Source organism: Thalassovita litoralis, from assembly GCF_900182725.1.
GTDB lineage: Bacteria > Pseudomonadota > Alphaproteobacteria > Rhodobacterales > Rhodobacteraceae > Thalassobius > Thalassobius litoralis.
This window is the reverse complement of sequence record NZ_FXTO01000018.1, coordinates 45,584-66,886: the sequence shown is the minus strand read 5'-3', so window position 1 is coordinate 66,886 and position 21,303 is coordinate 45,584. Positions and strand designations below refer to the sequence as shown.

Genomic DNA, 21,303 nt, shown 5'->3' with positions numbered 1-21,303 from the left:
GGGAAAGAACGGTCGCAGCCGCGCCATCTGTTCGTCGGTCAGCCAAAATAGATTGCTCATGATACCCCCTGAAAGTTTGGGGATTTGAAGCATGCGACCAATGCGATCTCAAGCCGATTAATGGGTCCTGAGCCTACAACAATCCCCGCCTAATATGCTGATTGTCAGCCTTGCGCTGTTTCTGACCTATTTCGTGATGGACCCGGTTTTCAGCAAAGCCTGGGCCGAAGGGATTTCCCCGCTTCTGGATGGAAAAATTGACTTCGAGGCCGCTTTTACCCACACGGTCGCGCCATTTCGTTTGTTCATGGCTTCGCGGCTGGACGGTGAAACCTTTGATCAGATTTTGGCCCTGCGTCCGCCGGATCAGCCGTTCGCTACCACGGCCGATGCGCCGCTTTCGGTTCTGGTTTCCAGTTTTCTACTCTCAGAGATTGCACAGGCTTTTCAGGTTGGGTTCCTGATTTTTTTGCCGTTCGTGATCATCGACCTAGTTGTCGCCGAGATCTTGATGTCGATGGGGATGATGATGGTCCCCCCCGCCGTAGTATCCCTGCCCTTCAAGCTGGCGTTTTTTGTGATTGCAGATGGCTGGTCGTTGGTCACGAATGCCTTGGTAACAGGGTATTTCTGATACCACACACCAAAGCAAAGGGACCAAGAATGGTCCCTTTGCTGTGTCCTTCAGCGTACCACGAATTCTGCATGTAACGCGCCTGCGGCCTTGATGCTTTTCAGGATGTCGATCATGTCCCGTGGGGACACACCCAAGGCATTCAGCCCAGCCACAACCTCGGACAGGGATGTTCCGCCCGGAACCTCTGCCAGACCTGTACCTTCTTCCTCTTCCAGTGTGGCCCGCGATCGGGGGACCACCACGGTTTCGCCTTCGGAAAAGGGATTGGGTTGTACAGCCACCGGCGCTTCCTGAATGCGCAAGGTCAGATTACCCTGCGATACAGCCACCCGCGAAATACGTACATCTTCCCCCATAACAATGGTCCCGGACCGCTGATCAACGACGACCCGCGCCTTTCGTTCGGGTTGAATCGCGATGTTTTCGATCCGGCCCAACGCATGTGCCGGCGATGGCATTCTGGTGGCCCCGATATCCAACCGCACCGTCCCGGCATCCAGCATCCGGGCCACGCCGCGCCCGAATTCCCGGTTGATCGCCGCTTCTACCCGACCGGCAGTGGTAAAATCCGGCTCACGCAACGCCAGACGCAACGTGGACAGGTTGACGAAATCGAACTCAACCTCACGCTCGACCCGTGCGCCAGACGGGATTACCCCCGAAGTCGGCACCCCCTGTACAACGGATGCCGCCTGTCCTTCGGCAACGGCCCCGCCTGCGATGACAGTTCCCTGCGCCACTGCATAAATTTGTCCGTCGGCAGCATTCAACGGGGTCATCACCAGCGTCCCCCCCAGCAGGCTTTTGGCATCGCCGATTGCCGAAACCGTCACATCAATCTGTGATCCCGCCCGCGCAAACGGATGCAATTCGGCAGTCACGAACACCGCCGCCACGTTTTTCGGCCTGAACTGTTCCCCCGTAACGTTTACGCCCAAACGCTCCAAAATATTGGACATGATTTCTTCGGTAAAGGGTGCGTTCCGCAATCCATCGCCGGTTCCATTCAACCCGACGACCAGCCCGTACCCCACCAAATCATTGCCCCGGACCCCGTCGAATTCCACCAAATCCTTTAGCCGGACAGTGCTGGCCGCCGCAGCAGACACACCTAGGGCCAAGCCAATAACCAGCAGTTTTAAAACCCATCTCATTACAGATAATCCACAAGCGAAAGCCCGGACAGGCGGGCGGTGACGGTATACAGTGCCTCTAGCTGAAACTGGACGTTTTCCAGCCGGGTCGCGGCCTCGTATTCGTCCACGCCCAAAAGCGCCTCGCGGGCATAGTTCAACGATACGCGTTCTGCTGCAATTCCAGCCCCGATTTCTTCGATCCGGGATTCCGCAAAACCCAAGTCGGCCCGCAACGCAGTCAGGTTATCCTGATCCTGCAATAATCCATTCCCTGCACGTTTCAGCAGCCCCGTTTGCACATCGGCAGTGGCATAATCTGCGCTTAGCGCGGCCAGTGCCACATCGGCCATCAGATCACGCAGTTCCGGCGCATCGGCCCGCAAATCCAGATGGATCATGTCTCGTTCCCCCAATCGAAACGGGGACAGGTTTTCCGTTGATCCCAGATAGCCCATAGCTGCAAATCCATCGGGCGCGGCAAACCAATCCCTTACTGCGGCCTCGATCCCATCGGACGTGACTTCGCCCGCCACGACATTCCGCAATTCGGACAGGATTTCCTGCGCGGGTGCCAGCGCGGCGCTGCCGGTCGCATCCCCGGCAAACAAAGACCGCCCGGCGTAGCTGGTGTTCAGCGCGGAAACAATCCTCGGCTGAGTGGGCTAAGGCCTGACGCGTCCCTTGCGTCCCCCCCGCCCCGATCAGCAGATCAGCGCCCAGGGTTTCCGTTCCGGTCTGAATAGTTTCCAATGCCGCCTGCATTGCCCCTGCAAACCCACCGGCGGCACTGACCGCTGTTTCATAAGCTTGCGCCGTGCGCCCGCGATGCTCCACATCGGACAGGTAGCGTAAATCGCCATTCAAATGCTGTGCAATATTGGTGGTTTCACCGCTAGACAGTTCTTGCGTCAACCGCAGCATTTCCGAATTCAGGGAAACATTCTGACGACGCAACGCCCACGTCTGCGCCATATCCCCCATTGACACCAGTTTCATCAACCAATCTCCATCAACCGTTGCAGCATTTCATCGACCGCCTGAACCATTTTTGCATTGGCGGCATAGGCGCGTTCGATCAGGATCAGTTTCTGAAGCTCAGCATCAGAATCGACACCCAGCGCCAGCTCCAGTTCTTTCAGTTCTCCTTGATGGGCCGCAGCAAAGCTTTGATCCTGCGCTATACTGTTCTCCAACCCTGCTATATTGCTCAGAAAATCTGATGCCAGCGTTGCGGCATCCCGATCCGTCGTTCCCAACGCATTGCCGCTTTGAGGGCGTTGTGCCGTCAGCCGATCAAGCATCGCATTCAAAAGATCTGCGTTGCCCACATTCCCCGGCTGCCCCGCGCCCAGCCCATCGCGCAGGTGCCAAAGCGCCCCACCTTGGTCTGGATCGACCACAGCGTTTATCCCAATCCGGCCCGCGATCCCCGTTTCCACGCCCGCCACCGCGCCTGCATCTGTGAACAAACCCGGTTGGCCTGCGCTCAGACTAGCATCAAGCCCGGTTTCAAACCGTTCGATCAGGTCCAGCGCCACGGTATCCAACTCCGCCTGCACCTGTGGCAACGTTTCGTCGCGCAGGGCAAACAACGCCCCCAGCGCACCGCCTGCCAATCCCTGACCGGATGTCATCGACACCTCGGTTCCATTGATCTGAAGCCCCGACAGCAACCCGTTTTCCAAGGTCATATGCGCGGCGACGGTGTTACGGGGGGCAAATGTCAGTTCGGCCGCTTCCCCATCCAGCAGCATCCGCCCCCCTGCGGCCATCAACGCCACTGCGCCGAAATCGCGCTGTATCTCTTGCACCGGGATGGCTGTTGAAATGTCGTCGATCAAGGCTTGCCTCTGGTCCTGCAAACCCGATGTGTCGCGTCCCTGCGCCTGCCCAGCGATAATATCGCGGTTCAGCGCCTCCACCTTTTTCAAAGCGGAATTCAAATGTTGAACCTGTCCCGCAATACCGCGATCTGCCTCCTGCCGCAGGGATTGCACACCAACAGACAGGCCATTTAACGCCCCGGTTAAATCCTGCGCAGCCCCCAGAACCCCCGCCAGTTGTGTATCGGATTCCGGTAAGCTGGCCGCTGAAATCAGCGCGCTTTCAAACCGTGCCATCAAACCTGTCAGTGATCGCTCTTCGGTTGGGTCCCCGGTCAGCGCCGTAAGCCGTTCCAAATAGCCCGCGCGGGTATCCGCCCGGGAAAGCGCGGCATCGGCCTGACGCCGATCCCCCAGCAACGCCAGGTCCACCAGCCGCGTGACCCCCGTGACCATAACCCCACCATCCGCGCCACCGCTTCGCGCCGTCAAAGACAAATTACGGGCGGCATATCCATCGGTTAACGCGTTGGACAGGTTTGATGAAATAACCCCAGCCCCACGGGCCGAAGCCGTCAGCCCAGACAGGGCATTCGAAAGCGCACTGGATAGCGTCATGGCATTTCCTTTCTCTGCTTACCGGGATCAGCGTTTGATATTCGTGGTTTCCTGAAGCATTTCATCCACGGTCTGAATGACCTTCGCATTCGACGAATACGCCCGCTGCGTCTGGATCATATCCGTCAGTTCGCCCGCGACATCTGTCGTGGATTCCTCCAACGCATAGGACACGACATCGCCGGTCGGACCATCGCCCGCATCCCACAAGAAGAACGTGCCGCTATCGGGCGAGGGCGCGAATGTCTGGTGATCCAGCGCCACCAGCCCATTCGGATTGGGCATGTCGACCAGCGGAATCTGGAAAATCGTGCGGGTGATCCCGGTGTCATACAGCGCATGGACATAGCCGTTTGAATCCACCTCGACCGAGGTCATGTTGCCGACCGGATACCCATCTTTATCAATCGACACCGGCGCAAAGCTGCTGGATAGCTGGGTCAGCCCATCCGGGTCGCCCGGCTGGCCGATATTAATCTCCAGCGGACCACCAGCCACGTTCACGATCAGCGCGCCAGTGCTGGCGTCATAAGCCCCACCAGACACGGACGTGACAGATTGCAACGTGCCGCCCGCCAAACGCCCATCGTCAAAAGCAAGCGTATATTCCCCCACGATGGCGTTCCCCTGCGCCGTGTCGCGCAGCACCATCGTCCATTCATTTGAAGACCCCGTTCCGGGGATGGTTGGGGTAAACTCAATCTCGATATTCTGGGAAATACCCAGGTTATCGTAATATTCGATGGACAGTTCCTGTGCGTCACCGGCAGCGCTTGCGTCGGTTGCTGTTGCGGGCAGATTCACGCCCAACGAAATCCGCGTGGTCGGTTCGCCAGTCAACTGGTTCACATTGACCTGCACAGGTTCCAGCCCAGCGCCAGTATCGCGCGGATAGGTGGGCACCGTTCCGTCAGCCAGCGCGGGCCACCCCATCAGCGTCAGCCCTGATTGCGTCACCAGATACCCATCGCTGTCCGTCTGAAACGATCCCGTTGTCGTCAGCAACATCTGCGCGTTGCCGTTGCCCAGGCTGATTTCCGAACTTGCGGCCACGGGCAGGAACCCACGCCCGCGCACCGCCAGATCCGTCGCGTTGGATGTCGTAACAAGCGACCCAGACTGGCTGACCAACCGCTGCGTCGTCACCCGGACCCCCCCAGCCGAATAAGCCCCGCCGCGGCTGGACGAGATCACCATAGAATGAAAATCCGTCTGCATCCTCTTGTACCCGTAGGTCGAAGAGTTGGCGATGTTGTCGGAAATCGTGGCCAAACGGTTGGCATTGGCGGCCAGCCCAGCCACACCCGCGTTTAGGGAAGAAGAAATCGTCATGGATACGCCTTTCTGCTGCATCAATCAAAGTTGCGCACAGAATTACAGGCGACCGCTTAACAGCCCGCTAATAGCTAAAATTGCTTATAGTTTCCCCATCAACGGCATGTCGTCTTCCCATTAGCGAATATTTTCCCGCAGCAGGATCACCTCCAGCCGGTTGTTGCGCGGATTGGTCGGATCGGTCGACGCCAGCTCATTGTCGGCGTGGCCCGTCACCCGTTGCACCCGATCGTGATGCAAACCGTCCTCTTGCATCAGCAAACGCATCCGATCTGCCCGTGCAGCGGATAAGGACCAGACAGGATTATCCTTTAAGACAACCGGATAGGCACGTGTATGACCTTCGACAGCCACATCATTGCGCACCAAGGCAAAGACACGCACCAACATCGCAGACAATCCACGCAACAGATCCGTAGGTGTGTCGCCATCCACCTCGAACAGTTCAGCACCCGGCAGGTCGAACAGCTCGACAATCAGCCCCTCATCCGTCACACGCATGATGATATGGCGCTGCTGTTCGACGCTGAACATGCTTTCCCCGCCGCGCCCCATCAGGACCGCTTCCATCTGTTTTAGCGTTGAATCTTCGGCCTCTCCGATCTCTCCTCGGGCTTGTTGCGCTTCCGTGGGCCGCTGATTGCTGGCCCCCGTACCGTTTTGCGTAAGCACCTCCTCCGAGAAGATAGACTCTCCTCCGAAGGCGCCATCGCCCCCGCCGGAAATCCGGCTGATTGCGACTGTGGGGCTAAAGTAATCCGCCAGCCCCTTACGTTGCTTTTCCGTTGTTGCATTCAGCAGCCACATCAACATGAAAAAGGCCATCATGGCAGTCACGAAGTCAGCATAGGCCACTTTCCACGCCCCACCGTGGTGCCCATCGCCGCCAACGACCTTTTTCTTCTTGATGATGACTGGTGCCGCATTCACATGCGAAGCCATCTCACCACCTCTTTCTCACCCGTTAACAGGCGTATCAGAGCAGGTGTTACCAAGGTCTTAACAGATAAAATGCCTCATGTTTTCGTTCTGGTAGCGGGTCATCCAACCCGCCGTCCCTGAACCCAAACGCTACGCACCGCAGGCGCATCCGCAATTCGGGACACCCGGATCATATCCGCCCGTTCCCCCAGTGCGATCCGCCCGCGATCCGTCAATCCGGCGGCATCGGCGGGGGCTTTGGTTACGGTGGCAATGCCACGCGCCATATCGCCCCACATATCCCCCAGCATCAACGCAGACGATAACAGCGCCGCAGGAACGTAATCCGACGACACAATATCCAGCAGATCCAGTTCCGCCAGCTCACCCGCCGCCACGTTCCCCGAATGCGACCCGCCCCGGATCAGGTTCGGCGCCCCCATCATCACCGCAATCCCGTGGGCATGACAGGCCCGCGCCGCTTCGACGGTGGTCGGAAATTCAGCCAAGCGGATACCGTGATCCGCCGACACCCGTACATGGGACTCGGTCGTGTCGTCATGGCTGGCCAAAACGGCCCCCAGCCGTGCGGCCTCGGACACGGCAACAGCCTCGTGACGATCCCCGTTCCTTTCGCGCATCTCTCGCAATTGCGCCACATGATCCACGAAATCCTGCTCTGTCATGCTGTTTTTGCCCATGACATAGGCTTTCAGCTTGCTCAGATCACGGAATTGCCGCTGGCCGGGCGTGTGGTCCATCAGGCTGACAATGCCCACTCGATCTTCGGGGGTAAACTCGGCCATTTCCTCTTCTAATGTTTCGGAACAGACTTCGGCCCGCAAATGCAAATAGTGGCTGATCCGCAGCGCACCTGCGGCCCGCAGTTCCAGCAGTTCACGCGACAAGGATCGCGCATATTTCAAATACCGCCCCTTCCCACTCGGGATCGACCCAACCCGCATCGCATCGAACACAGTCGTAATCCCGACGCTACATAGCTCCGCATCATGCGCGATGATCGCAGCGGCATGGGGCCAGTCCACCTTGGGGCGCGGCTGAATGTGCCGTTCCAGATTATCGGTGTGCAGTTCAATCAGACCGGGGCAAACCAGATCGCCTTCCATATCCACGGCATCGGCGGCTACGGTTGAGCCTTGCTCCAGCGCGGTGATTACCCCATCTGTCACGGTCACAGACCCGCGGATGACTTCGTTTTCCAAAACCAGATTGGCATTGGCCAGGATCAGTTGTTTTGTCATTCTCTTGTTACCTTACGGCCTCATGCCGCCCTGCAAAGAAGATCAGAGGCCACATCGTGACCAATTTCAAACGTTTCGCTATCTACTACGCCCCCGAACCCGGCCCGCTGGCCGAATTTGGGGCAAACTGGCTGGGCTGGGATCTGGCCCACGGCATCCCCGCGCCCCACCCGCACATGGATGGGCTGGACATTCCCGCCCTGACCGCCACGCCCCGAAAATACGGGCTGCATGGCACGGTGAAGCCGCCCTTTGTGTTGGCCCAAGGCACGGATTTCCCCGCCTTGGCGCAGGCCACAGAAACCCTGTGCGCACGCTTGCCCGCCGCCACGCTGGACGGTCTGGCGCTGACCCGGCTGGGCGGGTTTCTGGCGCTGACCGTCACCGGCGACACCGCCGCCCTGTCCGCCCTTGCCGCGCAGGTCGTCGAAGGGCTGGACAGCTTCCGCGCCCCCCCGTCCGATGCCGAACTGGCCCGCCGCCGCAAGGCCAACCTGTCGCCGCAACAAGACACCCTGCTGACCCGTTGGGGCTATCCCTATGTGATGGAGGAGTTCCGCTTTCACATCACCCTGACCGGCAAAATGCCACGCGACACGGCGGAAACCATACGCCAGCGCCTTGAACCCATCGCTCGGCCGCTTTTGCCCAACCCCTTTACCGTCACATCCCTGTGTCTGGTGGGCGAAGATGAAAACGGCATGTTCCACCTGATCCATCGTTACGCCCTTTCCGGCTGAAGCGCGGCCTCGAACGCGGCGACCGCCTGTTCCAGCGGGCCTTCGTTGCGGATCACCACCGGGTCCAGCCCCTCGGCCAGCGCGAAATCGGCGCGTTGCAGGCGCTTGGCCCGGTCCGCTTCATCCTCTCGCCCCCGCTGCGCCAAACGTTCGGCCAAGACCTCGGGCGTGGCGGTGATCAACACGATCATCGACCGCGTGAACCGATGGGCCAAGTCCGGCAGCACCGCCCGCGACAGGTTTGCCACCACATCGCGCCCCGCTGCCAGATCGTCCAAAACCGTCGCCGGAATACCATAGTGCAGCCCATGCGCCTGCCAGTGCAGCACAAACGCCCCCGCCCCTACGCGCCGGTCAAATTCGGCCACCGACACGCTTTCGGCATCCTCGCCCGCCGCTTCGGGGCTGCGGGTGATCACCCGCCGCACCCGGATCAGCGCCGGGTTTCGGGCGCAGACGGTTTCCATCACCGTATCCTTGCCCACACCGGACGGCCCGACCACCGCGATAAAGCGCCCCGGTTTCATGCGGCCAATCCGGGGGTAAAGCCGGTGACATCCACCTGCCGATCACACACCCGATCCCGCGCCGCTTCGTCGTGGAAAATCCCCACGATCGCCGCGCCCCGCGCCTTGGCCTGCTCGATCAGGCGCAGCACCACCTCGCGGTTCACCGCGTCCAGACTGGCGGTCGGTTCATCCAGCAACATCGCCGGAAATTCATGCGCAAAGCCGCGCGCGATATTCACCCGCTGCTGTTCGCCACCGGAAAAGGTGGTGGGCGACAGCGCCCACAGCCGTTCGGGGATGTTCAGCTGCGCCAGCAAATCCCGCGCCCGGTTTCGCGCCACATCAATATCCACGCCCACCGCCAACAGCGGTTCGGCCACCACGTCCAGCGTTGGCACACGCGGCACCACACGCAGGAACTGGCTGACATAGCCCAGCACCTCGCGCCGCAATGCCAAAATCTCGCGCGGTTCCGCGCTGGCCACATCCACCCCGCCCACGCGGATCGTGCCGCCATTGGCCAGATAGTTGCCATAGATCATCCGCATCAGCGTGGATTTCCCCGCACCGGACGCCCCGATCAGCGCCACGCATTCCCCCGGTTTCACCGTCAGGCTGGCCCCTTCCATCACCGGGATCACCGCGTCGCCCTGATTGTGCAAAACGAACTGCTTTGACAGGTTTTCGATCTGGATCATTCCATTAACCCTTTGTTAGAAAAAGAAATGTTTCGCACGCGAAACACTCATACCTGCAAAACCGAGCTGACCAGCAATTGCGTATAGCCATGCTGCGGATCGTCCAGAACCTGATCCGTCAGCCCGGTTTCCACCACATGCCCGTCCTTCATCACCATCAGCCGATCCGCCAGCAATCGCACCACCGCCAGATCGTGCGTGACGATAATGGCGCTTAGCCCCATTTCCCGCACCAAACCGCGCAGCAGGTCCAGCAAACGCGCCTGCACCGAAACATCCAGCCCCCCAGTCGGTTCATCCATGAACACCAGACGCGGCCCTGTCACCAGATTACGGGCGATCTGCAATCGCTGCTGCATCCCCCCGGAAAAGGCGCTGGGGCGGTCGTCCACGCGATCCTCGGCAATTTCAACTCGGCCCAGCCAGTCAATCGCCTGTTCGCGGATGGCACCATAGTTCCGCGCGCCCACGGCCATCAGCCGTTCGCCCACGTTACCGCCCGCGCTGACCCCCATCCGCAGCCCATCCCGCGCATGTTGATGCACAAAGGCCCAGTCGGTCCGCCCCAGCATCCGGCGTTCGGGTTCGCTCATCGTCACTGTATCGCGCAGCCCATCCGTCCGCGTATTGAAAAGAACCTCGCCGGTATCCGGTTCCAGATGACCGGCGAGACAGTTCAGGAGTGTCGATTTCCCCGACCCGGATTCGCCCACGATCCCCATCACCTCGCCGGGATACAGATCAAAGGACACGTCCTTGCAGCCAATGCGGTTGCCATAAAATTTCGACAGGCTTTTTACCTGAAACAGGGGGGTCATGCCGCGTCCTCCTCGAACGGTGTGCCCTGCACCCCGATATGGCCAGCAGCGCGACGGCCCCGGCAGAAATCCGTATCCGAACACACGAACATCCGCCCGCCCGCATCGTCCACGATCACTTCGTCCAGATAAGAGGTTTCGCACCCACACAGATCACAGGCGTGATCGGCCTTGCTGGCCTCGAACGGGTAATCCTCGAAATCCAGACTGACCACATTGCAATAAGGCGGCAGCGCATAAATCCGTTGCTCGCGCCCTGCGCCGAACAATTGGATCGCGGCCATTTCCAGCTTGGGGTTGTCAAACTTCGGGATCGGGGACGGGTCCATGACATAACGCCCTTCGACCCGCACCGGATAGGCATAGGCCGTGGCAATCGCGCCATTGCGGGCGATGTCCTCGTATAGCTTCACATGCATCAGCCCGTATTCTTCCAGCGCGTGCATCTTTCGCGTTTCGGTTTCGCGCGGTTCCAAAAACCGCAGCGGTTCGGGGATCGGCACCTGATAGACCAAAATCTGATCCTCGCGCAGGGCTTCTTCGGGGATACGGTGGCGGGTCTGGATCACATCGGCATCGCTGGTGCGTTCCGTTGTGTCCACCCCTGCCGTGCGTTCAAAAAACTTGCGGATCGACACGGCATTGGTGGTGTCATCCGCGCCCTGATCAATGACCTTCATCACGTCTTCGGGCATCAGCACGGCGGCGCTGACCTGCACCCCGCCGGTCCCCCATCCATAAGGCATCGGCATTTCGCGGCTGGCGAACGGCACCTGATAGCCCGGCACCGCCAGCCCCTTCAGGATCGCCCGGCGGATCATCCGCTTGGTCTGTTCGTCAAGGTAAGCGAAGTTATACTCTTGCATCGCCCCACCCTTTCATCTTGCTAAAAATACTCAATTCCGCCGCGCCCGGCGCAGCATTGGCCTTGCGGGCCTGTATGATCCGGTTCATTCCGCCGCCTCTTGCAATGCGCCCATCGCGTCGGCCCGCATTTTGCGCACCAGTTCCAGTTCAGACTGGAAATCGACGTAATGCGGCAGCTTGATATGCTCCAGAAAGCCGGTCGCCTGAATATTGTCAGCGTGGTACAGCACGAATTCTTCGTCCTGCGCCGGGGCGCCTGCGTTATCTTCGCCCAGTTCCTTCCAGCGCAGCGCCCGATCCACCAGTGCCATCGAAATCGCCTTGCGCTCGGTCTGGCCGAACACCAGCCCATAGCCACGGGTGAATTGCGGCGGCTCCACTTTGGAGCCTTTGAACTGGTTCACCGTTTCGCATTCGGTCAGTTCGACCTCGCCAATTTCAACGGCAAAACTCTGTTCGGGAATGTCCATTTCCACGGCACAGGTGCCGATCCGCAATTCCCCCACAAAGGCGTGGTTTCGCGCGTAACCCCGCTGCGTGGAGTAAGCCATGCCAAGGATAAACCCTTCGTCGCCACGGGTCAGCGATTGCAGCCGCAGCGCCCGGTCGGCGGGCAATTCCAGCGGTTCGCGGGTCAGGTCGCGCGGGGCGGTATCCGATTGCGGTTCTGACTGGATCAGCCCCTCTTTGTTCAGGAATTCGGTGATATGCGGCACCGGGGCCGGTTCGGTTTCCCGTGTCGGGGCTTCGGGCACCGTGCCATCGGCGGCCAATTTGAAATCCAGCAGGCGGTGCGTGTAGTCAAACGTTGGCCCCAACACCTGCCCGCCCGGTGCATCCTTGAAGGTCGCGCTGACGCGGCGGATGCAATCCATATCCGCCGTTTCCACAGGCCGCGTCGCGCCGAAACGCGGCAAGGTGGTGCGATAGGCCCGGATCAGGAAAATCGCCTCGATCAGATCGCCCCGCGCCTGTTTGATCGCCAGCGCCGCCAGATCGGGATCATACAGCGACCCTTCGGCCATCACCCGGTTGACCGCCAGCGTCATCTGTTCGCGGATTTGCGCCACCGACAATTCCGTCACCGATACATCGCCGCGCCGTTCTTCGGCCAGCCATGCGTGGGCGGCATCAATGGCTTTTTCGCCGCCTTTGACTGCTACATACATCAGGCCACCTCGATCCTGGTGCTGCGGGGCAATGCGGCCAGCGCGTCCCCACAGGTAAAGAAGAAATCCAGCCCCAGCGGGAACTGTGCTGCGTTGCGTGCTAACTGCGCAGGGTCCGGCAGGTTCAGCGCCGCGCTATCCTTGATCCCTGGACCGCGCAGGATTGCCCCCGCCGCCGTCAACGCGGGCATTTCCACGATCAGCGTCGCGCTGCGATCCGGGTATTCCGCCATACCGATCCGATAACCGCCCAGCGGCATCAGATCGTCCCACGCGCCAAAGGCAAAGGCGCAAAATTCCCGGCCCGCAAACGGCGCACCCGTGTGAAAGGTGATCCAGTCACGCACCTGCGGGCAATCCAGCGCCCCGGCCAGATGCACCGGCGTTTCCCCATCCAACAGAACCAGCGCAAGCACCCCGGCGGCTTTGGACATGGGCGCGGGCGGCTCTGCGCCGTCGACCTGTTCAATCAGACCGGGACGGGCCATTGCATTCATTGCGGCCCGAAACGCACGAGCGGATTGCTGCGGGGCATCGGAAAAGCCCCCGGTCAGCGCCGTTTCTGTCATTGCTGTCTGCTGCATCAATCTTCCCCCCGTACCATCGTGAAAAATTCAACCTTGGTCGCGGCGGCCTTGGCCGCGCGGGCATTGCGACGCGCCTGTATTTGATCCGCCAGCGGGGTCAGAATGGCGGCGCGGACATCCGCAGCCCCCGGCCCCTGCATCAGCGCATCCACCTGCGCCGCGATCCGGGCCTTGTCCTTGTCCCGGCCCTGCACATAGGCATGACCCACCGGCCCATCCGTCAGCCGCAGCGAACAGCGGGTCACGGTCATTTCCCCCAGATTAAAGGCCGCGCCCGTGCCGCCCATCCGGCCACGCACCATTGCGCCGCCGATTTCCGGGGGCCGCAGCCAGTCGAAACCGGGCTGCGCCCCATAGTTCGCCCACAATCCGGCCAGCACCCCCGACGGGGCTTTGGCCAGCAGGCTCATCCAGTTTTTGCGTTCTGCATTCGGGTCCATCTAGACACCTTGCCAATTTGTCCATTTAACTATACAACTAGACAAATCATAGACCCGAGTCGCCCCACCCGTCCAGCGGGGTTTTGTGAAATATTGGTGAAACCTGATGACACGCACCCCCGTCTGGCGCGCAATCGCCACCACATTGACCGATGAAATCGCCGCCGGGCATTACCGCCCCGGCGACAAACTTCCGACCGAGGCGGAACTGTCCGCCCGTTTCGGCGTGAACCGCCACACGGTCCGGCGGGCGCTGGCGGAATTGTCGGATCAGGGGTTAACCCATGCGCGGCGTGGCGCGGGGGTGTTCGTGATGGCCGAACCCACGGATTACCGGATCGGCAAACGGGTGCGGTTCCACCAAAACCTGACCGAAGCAGGCCGGATGCCTGCCAAGCGCATTCTGGCAATCCAAACCCGCCCCTGCGACACTGACGAGGCCGAGGCGCTGACCCTGCCGCCCGGCGCATTGGTCCATGTCTACGAAGGGTTATCGCTGTCAGACGGCACGCCTGTGGCGCTGTTTCGGTCCATCTTTCCGGCGGAACGCTTTGCTGACCTGCCGGAACAGCTGGAAACCTATCAATCCGTGACCAGGGCGCTGACCGCTGCCGGGATCACGGATTACACCCGCGCCAGCACCCGCCTGACGGCCAAGGTCGCCACCGCCACGCAGGCCCTGCATCTGGGTATTTCCGAAGGCGCCCCAATCCTGCGCACGGTGGCAATCAACGTGGACCCCGATGGCCATCCGGTTGAATATGGCCATACATGGTTTGTCGGGGATCGGATCACGCTGGTTTTGGGGGACTGATAAAATCCGGCGTAATGCTTCTGGTTGTCACACCGCCGACACGCAAAACCCTTAGAACAGGGAAAATTGTGCAAGGCAGGGCAAATCAATGAGCCGGATGCTACCCCCCCTGCGCCTGACCGGCGCAACCATCCTGCGCGATGGGTGTCTACAGGATCGGTCCGTTGTGATCGAAGATGGACGGATTTCCAAAGGGCCGCGCCCGGCTGTGGACCTGCGCGGCTATTACATCCTGCCCGGCATTATCGACCTGCATGGCGATGCGTTCGAGCGCCATATCGCCCCGCGCCCATCCGCCCCGTTTCCGATTGCCACCGGATTGCTGAACACGGACCGCGAAGCGGCAGCCAATGGCGTGACAACCGCATGGCTGGCACAAAGCTGGTCTTGGGAAGGTGGCATTCGCGGCCCCGATTATGCAGAAATGTTTCTGGCGGCGATGGATGACTATCGCGCCCATGCGCTGACCGACCTGCGGGTTCAAATTCGATATGAAACCCATATGGTTGATACCGGCACCCGGCTGTTGGCGGCAGTGCAACGGCATGGGTTGGATTACGTTGTGTTCAACAACCACCTACATGAAGCCACGGATTACGAACGCGAAAATTCGCTGGCGCTGGCGCAATGGGCCGCCCGCACCGGCCGCACCGGGGCTGAATTGCTGGACGTGGTGCGCGATGCCCTGTCGCGCAGCCGTGATGTGCCTCGCCACCTGTGCCAACTGGCCGAGGCCTTTGACGCGCTGGGAGTTCTGTACGGATCACATGACGATATAGATGCCGAAAGCCGGGAACGCTTTGCCATGATCGGGGCGCGGATCTGCGAATTCCCCACCGCACGCGGCCCTGCCGCCGCAGCCAGCGCAATGGGCGACCCGGTGTTGATGGGCGCGCCCAACGTGGTACGGGGCGGATCGCAATCGGGGAATATCGCGGCAGAACGGTTGATCCGGGACGGGCTGGTGACGGCGTTGGTGTCGGATTATTTCTATCCGGCCCTGTCCCGCGCAGCGTTCCGGCTGGTACAGGACGGCGTGATGGACCTGCCTGCCGCATGGGCGTTGATTTCCACCAACCCCGCGCAGATCATGCGTCTGCATGATCGGGGGCAGATTGATTATGGCAAACGGGCCGATCTGGTGGTGATCAACAAAGCAACCCACGCCATCGAAGCCACAGTCGCCAATGGCTGCCTGTCCTATCTGGCGGGCGAGGCGGCCAGACGGTTCATGGAAGCTGAACAACCGATGCGGCTGGCGGCGGAATAATCCGGCACCGCAGCACACCCAACTGGGTTATTCGTATTTTTCCAGGAATGCCTCGGCGCTCTGGCTGCGGAAATCCATCAGTGCCGCCCGCAGGCGGGCGTGATCCCAATCCCACCACGCCAAGGCCATCAGCCGATCCGCCACCTGCGCCGGGAACCGTTCGCGCATCGGCACTGCCGGGATACCGGCCACGATCATGTAGGGCGGCACGTCCTTTGTGACCACCGCGCCAGACGCAACAATCGCGCCATGACCAATCGTTACCTCGGGTTTGACCTGCACGTTATGGCCCAACCATGTGTCATGGCCAATCGTGGCGCGGCGGGCATGACGATGGGCAAAAAATGACTCGTCCCGCTGTGCATCATCCCAGTAATCCTGTGACCGATACAGGAAATGGTGCAGGCTGGCGCGTTCCATCGGGTGATCCGTGGCCCCGATCCGCACGAAAGCCGCGATATTGGCGAATTTACCAATATCCGCGTTGGCAATATCTGCATAACGGTCACAATAGGAATAGTCATCCATATCGACATGGCCCAGACGGCTGCCCTTGCCAATTTCGCAGAAGCGGCCAAAGGTGACTTCGGTCAGTTCCACATCCGCATGGATCAGCGGTTCGTGTTCTTGTAATTTCGCCATTTCATTCTGCCTTACAGCAATCCCAAGTCAGGATTGCCTTGTTACCCTTTGATCAGCTTGCGGCGCAGCAGGCCGGACAGCCAATCCATCACCATCACCATCAGGATGATCAGCACGATGTAATAGCTGACTTCTTCCCAATCTTTTTGGGTAATGATGGCCTGTGTCAGCAACAGCCCGATCCCGCCGCCAGTGATTGCGCCGATGATGGTGGCGCTGCGGGTGTTGGATTCCAGGAAATACAACACTTGGCTTAGGAAAACCGGCGTCACCTGCGGGATCACACCGAAACGGTAGCGTTGCACAGGTTTCGCGCCGGTGGATTGGATACCTTCGATCTGTTTGCCGTCGACATTTTCCAAGGCTTCGGAAAACATTTTCCCGAAACTGCCCGTATCCGTAATCAGGATCGCCAAAGCGCCTGTTAGCGGGCCGGGGCCAAACGCGCGGGCCAGAACGATGGTCCAGATCAGCGCATCAACACCGCGGAAGAAATCGAACAGGCGGCGGGCGGCAAAGCGCAGGGGCATCAGCGGGGTAAAGTTCCGGGCCGCCAAAAAGGCCAGCGGCAAGGCCACCATTGCAGCCCCAAAGGTGCCAAGAAACGCCATCAGGATCGTTTCAAACAGCGCCCATGCCACATCAGCGTGCCGCCACATGGCGTTGCCCCAGAAATCATCCCAGATCGCCCCGGCTTCGCCCGAAACGGCCTTGGACAGCAGGGTGGGAAATCCCATCCCGTGATAGGGGCTGTCCAGCGTGAAGAAGAACAGTTCCCAGCCAAAGGCGTATTTGAACACCTCAACCCGGTTGCGGGTCACAGTCACGCGGGCATCCGGCAATGTTACCATCAAACGGTTTTTCGAGGCGCTGATCATATCCGGCAGCGGCCCGGCGGGCAGATCGGCATTCACCCCATCGCGGTCCGGACGGGCAGTCACGGTCAACCCGTCCTGTTGCACGATCCGGGCAAAGCCCTGTGCGAACTGAACGCTGTTGCCCCGGCCCAGATCCACCACGGTCATCCCGTCACGATCCGACACCCAATCAGGGCGCATCCCGTCAGGATAGGTGCCTTTGCGTTCGCCTTCGATGGCATAGGTGATGTCGCCGCTGCGATTATCCAGCGTGACATGGGTTTTATAGCTGTAACTGTCGCGGATCAGCGTCTTGCCATTGTCCAGATTGGCGCGGTCCGCCAGCCCCGGAATATCGAAGGCAAAGAAAATATAAGCCAGATAGACCAGCACCGCAGCAGGCAGGGCAAACCCCAGCAGACGTTTGCGCAGAAACAGCGTATCGGCCCGGCCTTTCAGATCGGTGATGACATCAGTGGTGACGGTGGTCATAGGGTGGCCTCCAGCCGGGCGCCGTGGGTCAGGCGGTCGCGCAATGCGGACGAAATTTGATCGACGATGACAATCGTGCCAAACAGCAGCAGGAAAATCGCGGCGGCTTCGTCATACTGCCCCTTGCCCCAGCTCATTGCGTTTTTCAGGTCATAGCCAATACCGCCCGCGCCAACGAACCCCAGAATGGCCGAGGCACGAATGTTGATTTCAAACCGCAGCAACGCATAGGACAGATAATTGGGCGCGACTTGTGGCATGATCCCCAGCACCATGCGCTGAATCCAGCCCGCGCCAACGGATTGCAGCCCTTCAACCGGCTTGAGCGAGGCGTTTTCATTCACCTCGGAAAACAGTTTCCCCAAGGCACCGGCGGTATGAAATGCGATGGCGATCATCGCCGGAACCGGGCCGCCGCCCAGCACAAAAATCAGCACCAGCGCCACAACGATTTCAGGCATAGCGCGGGTAATATCCATGATACGGCGAAACACCGGGATCAGGCGCGGCCAGCGGGCCAGCCCACGGGTGGACAGCAGCGACAGAACAATCGCGATCATCGCGCCAAACAGCGTGGAAGCCGCCGCGATATTGACCGTTTCAATCAGCGAGGGCAGGAAATGCACGAAATGCGCAGGCAGGTCCGTCAGCTTTTCGCTGGCTTCGCTTAGCACTTCGGCCGGGAAATCAAACAGGCGATGCAGGCCGGACCAGAAGCCGCCAGCGTTACGATCATCGGCCAGAACAAAACCTGACACCATCAACGCAACGAACACCGCCAGCATCAGCCCGGAATACAGGCGTTTGCGGTGTGTCATCTCCAGATAGGCAGAGCGGATTTCCGAGGTCGGGGTGTGGGCGGATATATCGGCCATAGGAACCTGTCACATGGGAAAACAGGCCCCCGGCGTATCGGGGGCCTGTTTCAATAAAAGAAAGTGCTTAGTTGGACTTCAGCTTGCGAGCTTCGATGATCACTTCGTAAGCGTCATGCGTGATCGGCATGAAACCTTTGGCTTCGCCCGCTGCAACGCTGTAGAAGCATTCGTCATCCATCGACTTCAGCGACGCCATCAGCGCAGTCATTTTAACTTTCACGTCTTCCGGCAGCGCCTTACGCAGCACAACGGGGCCTTCCGGGATCGGCTTGGATTTCCAGATTTCGACCAGGTCGTTCATGTCGACCAGACCGGCATCCACGGCCTTGCGCAGTGCGCCGGAATTATAGCCATCTTCCCATTCGCCCAGACCATCGGCCCAGCTTACACCGGCGTCGATGTCGCCGTTATACACTGCAACGATGGTTTGTTCGTGACCGCCGGTGAATTTGACTTCGCCGAAATAATCGCCCGAGGTCATCGACGCGCCAGTGGCCTGCGGGATTTCAATCGACGGGATCAGGAAGCCCGAGGTCGAGTTCGGATCACCAAAGCCGAACACTTTGCCTTTCATGTCGGTCAGGCTGGTGATGCCGCTGTCTTTGCGGGCAAAACCAATCGAGTAATAGCCATAACCGCCGTCGTTGTTGACCTTCACCAGCACGGGTTCCACGGCTTCGGGGTCCGACAGATAGGTTTTGGCATAGCCCGATGCACCCAGCCAAGCCATGTCGATGGTGCCGCCCAGCAGGCCCTGAATCACGCCGTTATAATCGGCAGGGGCGAACAGTTTGGTTTCCACGCCCAGCAGATCCTGAGTTTTGGAACGCAGGCATTCGTTGCTGTTCAGACGGTCTTGGGCATTTTCACCGCCCAGAATGCCGATGCGGAATTCTTTGATTTCGTCAGCCATGACCGGGCTGGTCAGGGCGGTGGTTGCCAGAACGGCGGCGATCAGTTTTTTCATCTGTTTCTCTCCGAGTTGAGATGTCGTTCGTAAAAGATCAGGCCAGTTGGGCCTGTTTTGCCAAAATGGGGCGATCCAGCGTGTCGATGCTGGTGCTGGTTGCGGATTCGGAAAACGACCCATCCGCGCCATAGATGTCCCGCGCGGCCCCGGTGGTCAGTTGCGCCGGGGTTCCATCGAACACCACACGCCCGGCGCGCATACCGATCACGCGGTCGCAATAGCGGCGGGCCGTGTCCAAAGTGTGCAGGTTGGCAATAACCATGCGCCCGTCTTCGTCGTGAATGCGGCGCAGGTCATCCATGACGATCTGGGCATTCATCGGGTCAAGGCTGGCAATGGGTTCGTCTGCCAAAACGATCTTGGGATCTTGCATAACGGCGCGGGCGATGGCCACGCGCTGTTGCTGCCCGCCTGACAGCGCCTCGGCCCGTTTGGCGGCATGGGCGGCAATCCCCAGACGATCCAAAATGTCGATGGCACGGTGAATGTCCGCCTGCGGGTACAGGTTGAACATGGTCGCCAGCGCCGAACGCCGGTTCAGCGTGCCATGCAGCACGTTGGACACCACATCCATGCGCGGCACCAGATTGAACTGTTGGAAAATCATCGCGCAATCGGCCTGCCAGCGACGTTTGTCCGCGCCTTTCAGGGCGGTGATGTCGCGCCCGTCGAAATGAATCGACCCCGACGTTTCGGTTTCCAGACGGTTCAGCATCCGCAACAGGGTGGATTTCCCCGCGCCAGACGCCCCAATCACGCCGATCATCATCGGGCGATCAATTTTAATCGTGACGTTATCGACGGCTTTGTTCGCGCCGAACGCTTTCGTCAGGTTTTGGATGGTCAGCATAATTCACCCCGTTTCTGAAGCTGCGGGGTACGGGCTGACCAAAAAGAATTCTTGACGAAGGGGTTAAAGTTTTATGACGAAAATCGCGGGTTAGGCGATGGAAGACACCTACTAAACCATTGATTAAAAAATAAAGTTAGCTAATCCTGCGGCTACTCGGTACATGACAATTTTATGAATTTCGTCTGCGCAGGGTATAAGATTGCACAATATGGCGCGGCAAAATCCAGAAACAGCGCATGTAACGCATGAACAAACGGCCCGGATTTTCCAGCATCCGCCACAGCCATTCCATCTGAACCTGACGCACCCATTTGGGGGCGCGCTTCTGTTGGCCCGCCAGAAAATCCAGCCCCGCCCCGATAGACGCAAACCCAACCGACGGCGCAACCGACCGGCCCCGCGCGGCAAACAATTCCTGTTTAGGGGCGCCCAGCGCGATGAAACACAGGCCAACGCCCGCCTGTTCCAACTGACGTAGAATATCATCCGCCTGCGCGCCCTGCGGATCAAACCCAAAAGGCGGCGCGATCCGGGCCACAACCCGTAGCCCCGGCACCTGTCGTTCCAATTCCACGGCTGCGCGTTTCAGGCTGTCGTCAGTGGTGCCAACCAGCCCAATCGGCACCTGCATATCCGCCGCCAACTGACACAGGGGCAGGATCAGATCAGATCCGGGTAATAGCTGCACAGACTGCCCCGCGATCCGGGACATCCAGACAATAGGGTTGCCATCGGCCACCACCAAATCCTGTGCCTTATAGGCTGCGCGAAAATCCATATCGCGCCGCAGCTTCACCAGATGATCCAGATTGACCGTCGCCAGCGCAAAGCCCTGTTTCGCGGCGAACCGATCCCGTAGGCGGTCGCTTAGCGTGGGCCAGTCGGGAATATTCACTGTCAGTTCATAGGTTCCGATTGTGAATTTCACCGCTATCGCCTTCCTCGCGCCTGTTATCAGCCCACAGGA

Annotated in this window: 22 protein-coding genes and 1 pseudogene; 4 read left to right on the top strand and 19 right to left on the bottom strand. The window is 59.8% G+C overall.

The annotated features are described in order from the left end of the window. Positions 1-127: 127 nt before the first annotated feature. Positions 128-634: pseudogene (locus tag FN828_RS13465) on the top strand (flagellar type III secretion system pore protein FliP); the annotation flags it as partial. A 50-nt stretch (positions 635-684) separates the two neighbouring features. Here FN828_RS13465 and FN828_RS13460 read toward each other — a convergent pair. The 6 genes from FN828_RS13460 to FN828_RS13435 form a co-directional block, all read right to left on the bottom strand. Next, positions 685-1,791 carry a flagellar basal body P-ring protein FlgI gene (locus FN828_RS13460; protein WP_142493995.1) on the bottom strand — a complete coding sequence of 369 codons (1,107 nt, stop codon included), beginning with the start codon at positions 1,789-1,791 and terminating at the stop codon, positions 685-687. Continuing rightward, complete coding sequence (locus FN828_RS13455) at positions 1,791-2,381, bottom strand: flagellin (protein ID WP_142493994.1); 591 nt, start codon at positions 2,379-2,381, stop codon at positions 1,791-1,793. The genes FN828_RS13460 and FN828_RS13455 overlap by 1 nt, the downstream gene beginning before the upstream one ends. A 387-nt stretch (positions 2,382-2,768) precedes the next feature. Further along, entirely contained in the window at positions 2,769-4,214 is a 1,446-nt protein-coding gene (gene flgK, locus FN828_RS13450) for a flagellar hook-associated protein FlgK (RefSeq protein WP_142493993.1), read from the bottom strand. Between the two features lie 27 nt (positions 4,215-4,241). Further along, positions 4,242-5,546: a flagellar hook protein FlgE gene (locus FN828_RS13445; RefSeq protein ID WP_235891486.1), complete on the bottom strand. Its 1,305-nt coding sequence runs from the start codon at positions 5,544-5,546 to the stop codon at positions 4,242-4,244. A 120-nt stretch (positions 5,547-5,666) separates the two neighbouring features. Further along, complete coding sequence (locus FN828_RS13440; protein WP_142493991.1) at positions 5,667-6,491, bottom strand: flagellar motor protein MotB; 825 nt, start codon at positions 6,489-6,491, stop codon at positions 5,667-5,669. Between the two features lie 98 nt (positions 6,492-6,589). Next, positions 6,590-7,732 carry an alpha-D-ribose 1-methylphosphonate 5-triphosphate diphosphatase gene (locus FN828_RS13435; protein ID WP_142493990.1) on the bottom strand — a complete coding sequence of 381 codons (1,143 nt, stop codon included), beginning with the start codon at positions 7,730-7,732 and terminating at the stop codon, positions 6,590-6,592. Between the two features lie 56 nt (positions 7,733-7,788). On the opposite strand from FN828_RS13435, the gene FN828_RS13430 reads away from it, so the two are divergent. Beyond that, the gene (locus tag FN828_RS13430) at positions 7,789-8,472 is read left to right on the top strand and encodes a DUF1045 domain-containing protein (protein ID WP_142493989.1); all 684 of its coding nucleotides are present in this window, start codon (positions 7,789-7,791) and stop codon (positions 8,470-8,472) included. Here the strand turns inward: FN828_RS13430 and phnN are convergent. The 7 genes from phnN to phnG all read right to left on the bottom strand — a co-directional run bounded on the left by phnN (position 8,454) and on the right by phnG (position 13,560). Continuing rightward, complete coding sequence (gene phnN, locus FN828_RS13425; RefSeq protein ID WP_142493988.1) at positions 8,454-8,999, bottom strand: phosphonate metabolism protein/1,5-bisphosphokinase (PRPP-forming) PhnN; 546 nt, start codon at positions 8,997-8,999, stop codon at positions 8,454-8,456. The genes FN828_RS13430 and phnN overlap by 19 nt on opposite strands. Further along, entirely contained in the window at positions 8,996-9,679 is a 684-nt protein-coding gene (gene phnL, locus FN828_RS13420; RefSeq protein ID WP_142493987.1) for a phosphonate C-P lyase system protein PhnL, read from the bottom strand. The genes phnN and phnL overlap by 4 nt, the downstream gene beginning before the upstream one ends. Before the next feature lie 47 nt (positions 9,680-9,726). Continuing rightward, on the bottom strand, positions 9,727-10,497 hold the full coding sequence (gene phnK, locus FN828_RS13415; RefSeq protein WP_142493986.1) for a phosphonate C-P lyase system protein PhnK: 771 nt from the start codon (positions 10,495-10,497) through the stop codon (positions 9,727-9,729). Then, positions 10,494-11,363, bottom strand: coding sequence for an alpha-D-ribose 1-methylphosphonate 5-phosphate C-P-lyase PhnJ (locus FN828_RS13410; protein ID WP_142493985.1), 870 nt, complete (start codon positions 11,361-11,363; stop codon positions 10,494-10,496). Before FN828_RS13410 ends, phnK begins: the two co-directional genes overlap by 4 nt. A gap of 84 nt (positions 11,364-11,447) precedes the next feature. Continuing rightward, a complete protein-coding gene (locus tag FN828_RS13405; RefSeq protein ID WP_142493984.1) occupies positions 11,448-12,533 on the bottom strand; it encodes a carbon-phosphorus lyase complex subunit PhnI in 1,086 nt (361 codons plus the stop codon). After that, positions 12,533-13,102, bottom strand: coding sequence for a phosphonate C-P lyase system protein PhnH (gene phnH / locus FN828_RS13400; protein ID WP_142493998.1), 570 nt, complete (start codon positions 13,100-13,102; stop codon positions 12,533-12,535). The genes FN828_RS13405 and phnH overlap by 1 nt, the downstream gene beginning before the upstream one ends. Before the next feature lie 14 nt (positions 13,103-13,116). Beyond that, complete coding sequence (gene phnG / locus FN828_RS13395) at positions 13,117-13,560, bottom strand: phosphonate C-P lyase system protein PhnG (protein ID WP_142493983.1); 444 nt, start codon at positions 13,558-13,560, stop codon at positions 13,117-13,119. A 106-nt stretch (positions 13,561-13,666) separates the two neighbouring features. Here phnG and phnF point away from each other — a divergent pair, with 106 nt between their 5' ends. Together phnF and FN828_RS13385 are read left to right on the top strand one after the other, a co-directional pair. After that, the gene (phnF, locus tag FN828_RS13390) at positions 13,667-14,374 is read left to right on the top strand and encodes a phosphonate metabolism transcriptional regulator PhnF (RefSeq protein WP_142493982.1); all 708 of its coding nucleotides are present in this window, start codon (positions 13,667-13,669) and stop codon (positions 14,372-14,374) included. 88 nt (positions 14,375-14,462) lie between these two features. Beyond that, complete coding sequence (locus tag FN828_RS13385) at positions 14,463-15,644, top strand: alpha-D-ribose 1-methylphosphonate 5-triphosphate diphosphatase (protein WP_142493981.1); 1,182 nt, start codon at positions 14,463-14,465, stop codon at positions 15,642-15,644. A gap of 27 nt (positions 15,645-15,671) precedes the next feature. Here the strand turns inward: FN828_RS13385 and FN828_RS13380 are convergent, their stop codons facing one another. From FN828_RS13380 to FN828_RS13355, 6 genes are all read right to left on the bottom strand, one after another. Beyond that, positions 15,672-16,286: an LbetaH domain-containing protein gene (locus FN828_RS13380; protein WP_142493980.1), complete on the bottom strand. Its 615-nt coding sequence runs from the start codon at positions 16,284-16,286 to the stop codon at positions 15,672-15,674. Positions 16,287-16,327: 41 nt separating this feature from the next. After that, positions 16,328-17,635 carry a phosphonate ABC transporter, permease protein PhnE gene (phnE, locus tag FN828_RS13375; protein ID WP_142493979.1) on the bottom strand — a complete coding sequence of 436 codons (1,308 nt, stop codon included), beginning with the start codon at positions 17,633-17,635 and terminating at the stop codon, positions 16,328-16,330. Then, entirely contained in the window at positions 17,632-18,510 is an 879-nt protein-coding gene (gene phnE / locus FN828_RS13370; RefSeq protein WP_142493978.1) for a phosphonate ABC transporter, permease protein PhnE, read from the bottom strand. The genes phnE (FN828_RS13375) and phnE (FN828_RS13370) overlap by 4 nt, the downstream gene beginning before the upstream one ends. A gap of 67 nt (positions 18,511-18,577) precedes the next feature. Further along, positions 18,578-19,480, bottom strand: a complete 903-nt coding sequence (gene phnD, locus FN828_RS13365; protein WP_142493977.1) for a phosphonate ABC transporter substrate-binding protein — start codon at positions 19,478-19,480, stop codon at positions 18,578-18,580. Positions 19,481-19,517: 37 nt separating this feature from the next. After that, positions 19,518-20,333, bottom strand: coding sequence for a phosphonate ABC transporter ATP-binding protein (phnC, locus tag FN828_RS13360; protein ID WP_142493976.1), 816 nt, complete (start codon positions 20,331-20,333; stop codon positions 19,518-19,520). A 172-nt stretch (positions 20,334-20,505) separates the two neighbouring features. Next, on the bottom strand, positions 20,506-21,264 hold the full coding sequence (locus FN828_RS13355; protein ID WP_142493975.1) for a WecB/TagA/CpsF family glycosyltransferase: 759 nt from the start codon (positions 21,262-21,264) through the stop codon (positions 20,506-20,508). Positions 21,265-21,303: the final 39 nt, after the last annotated feature.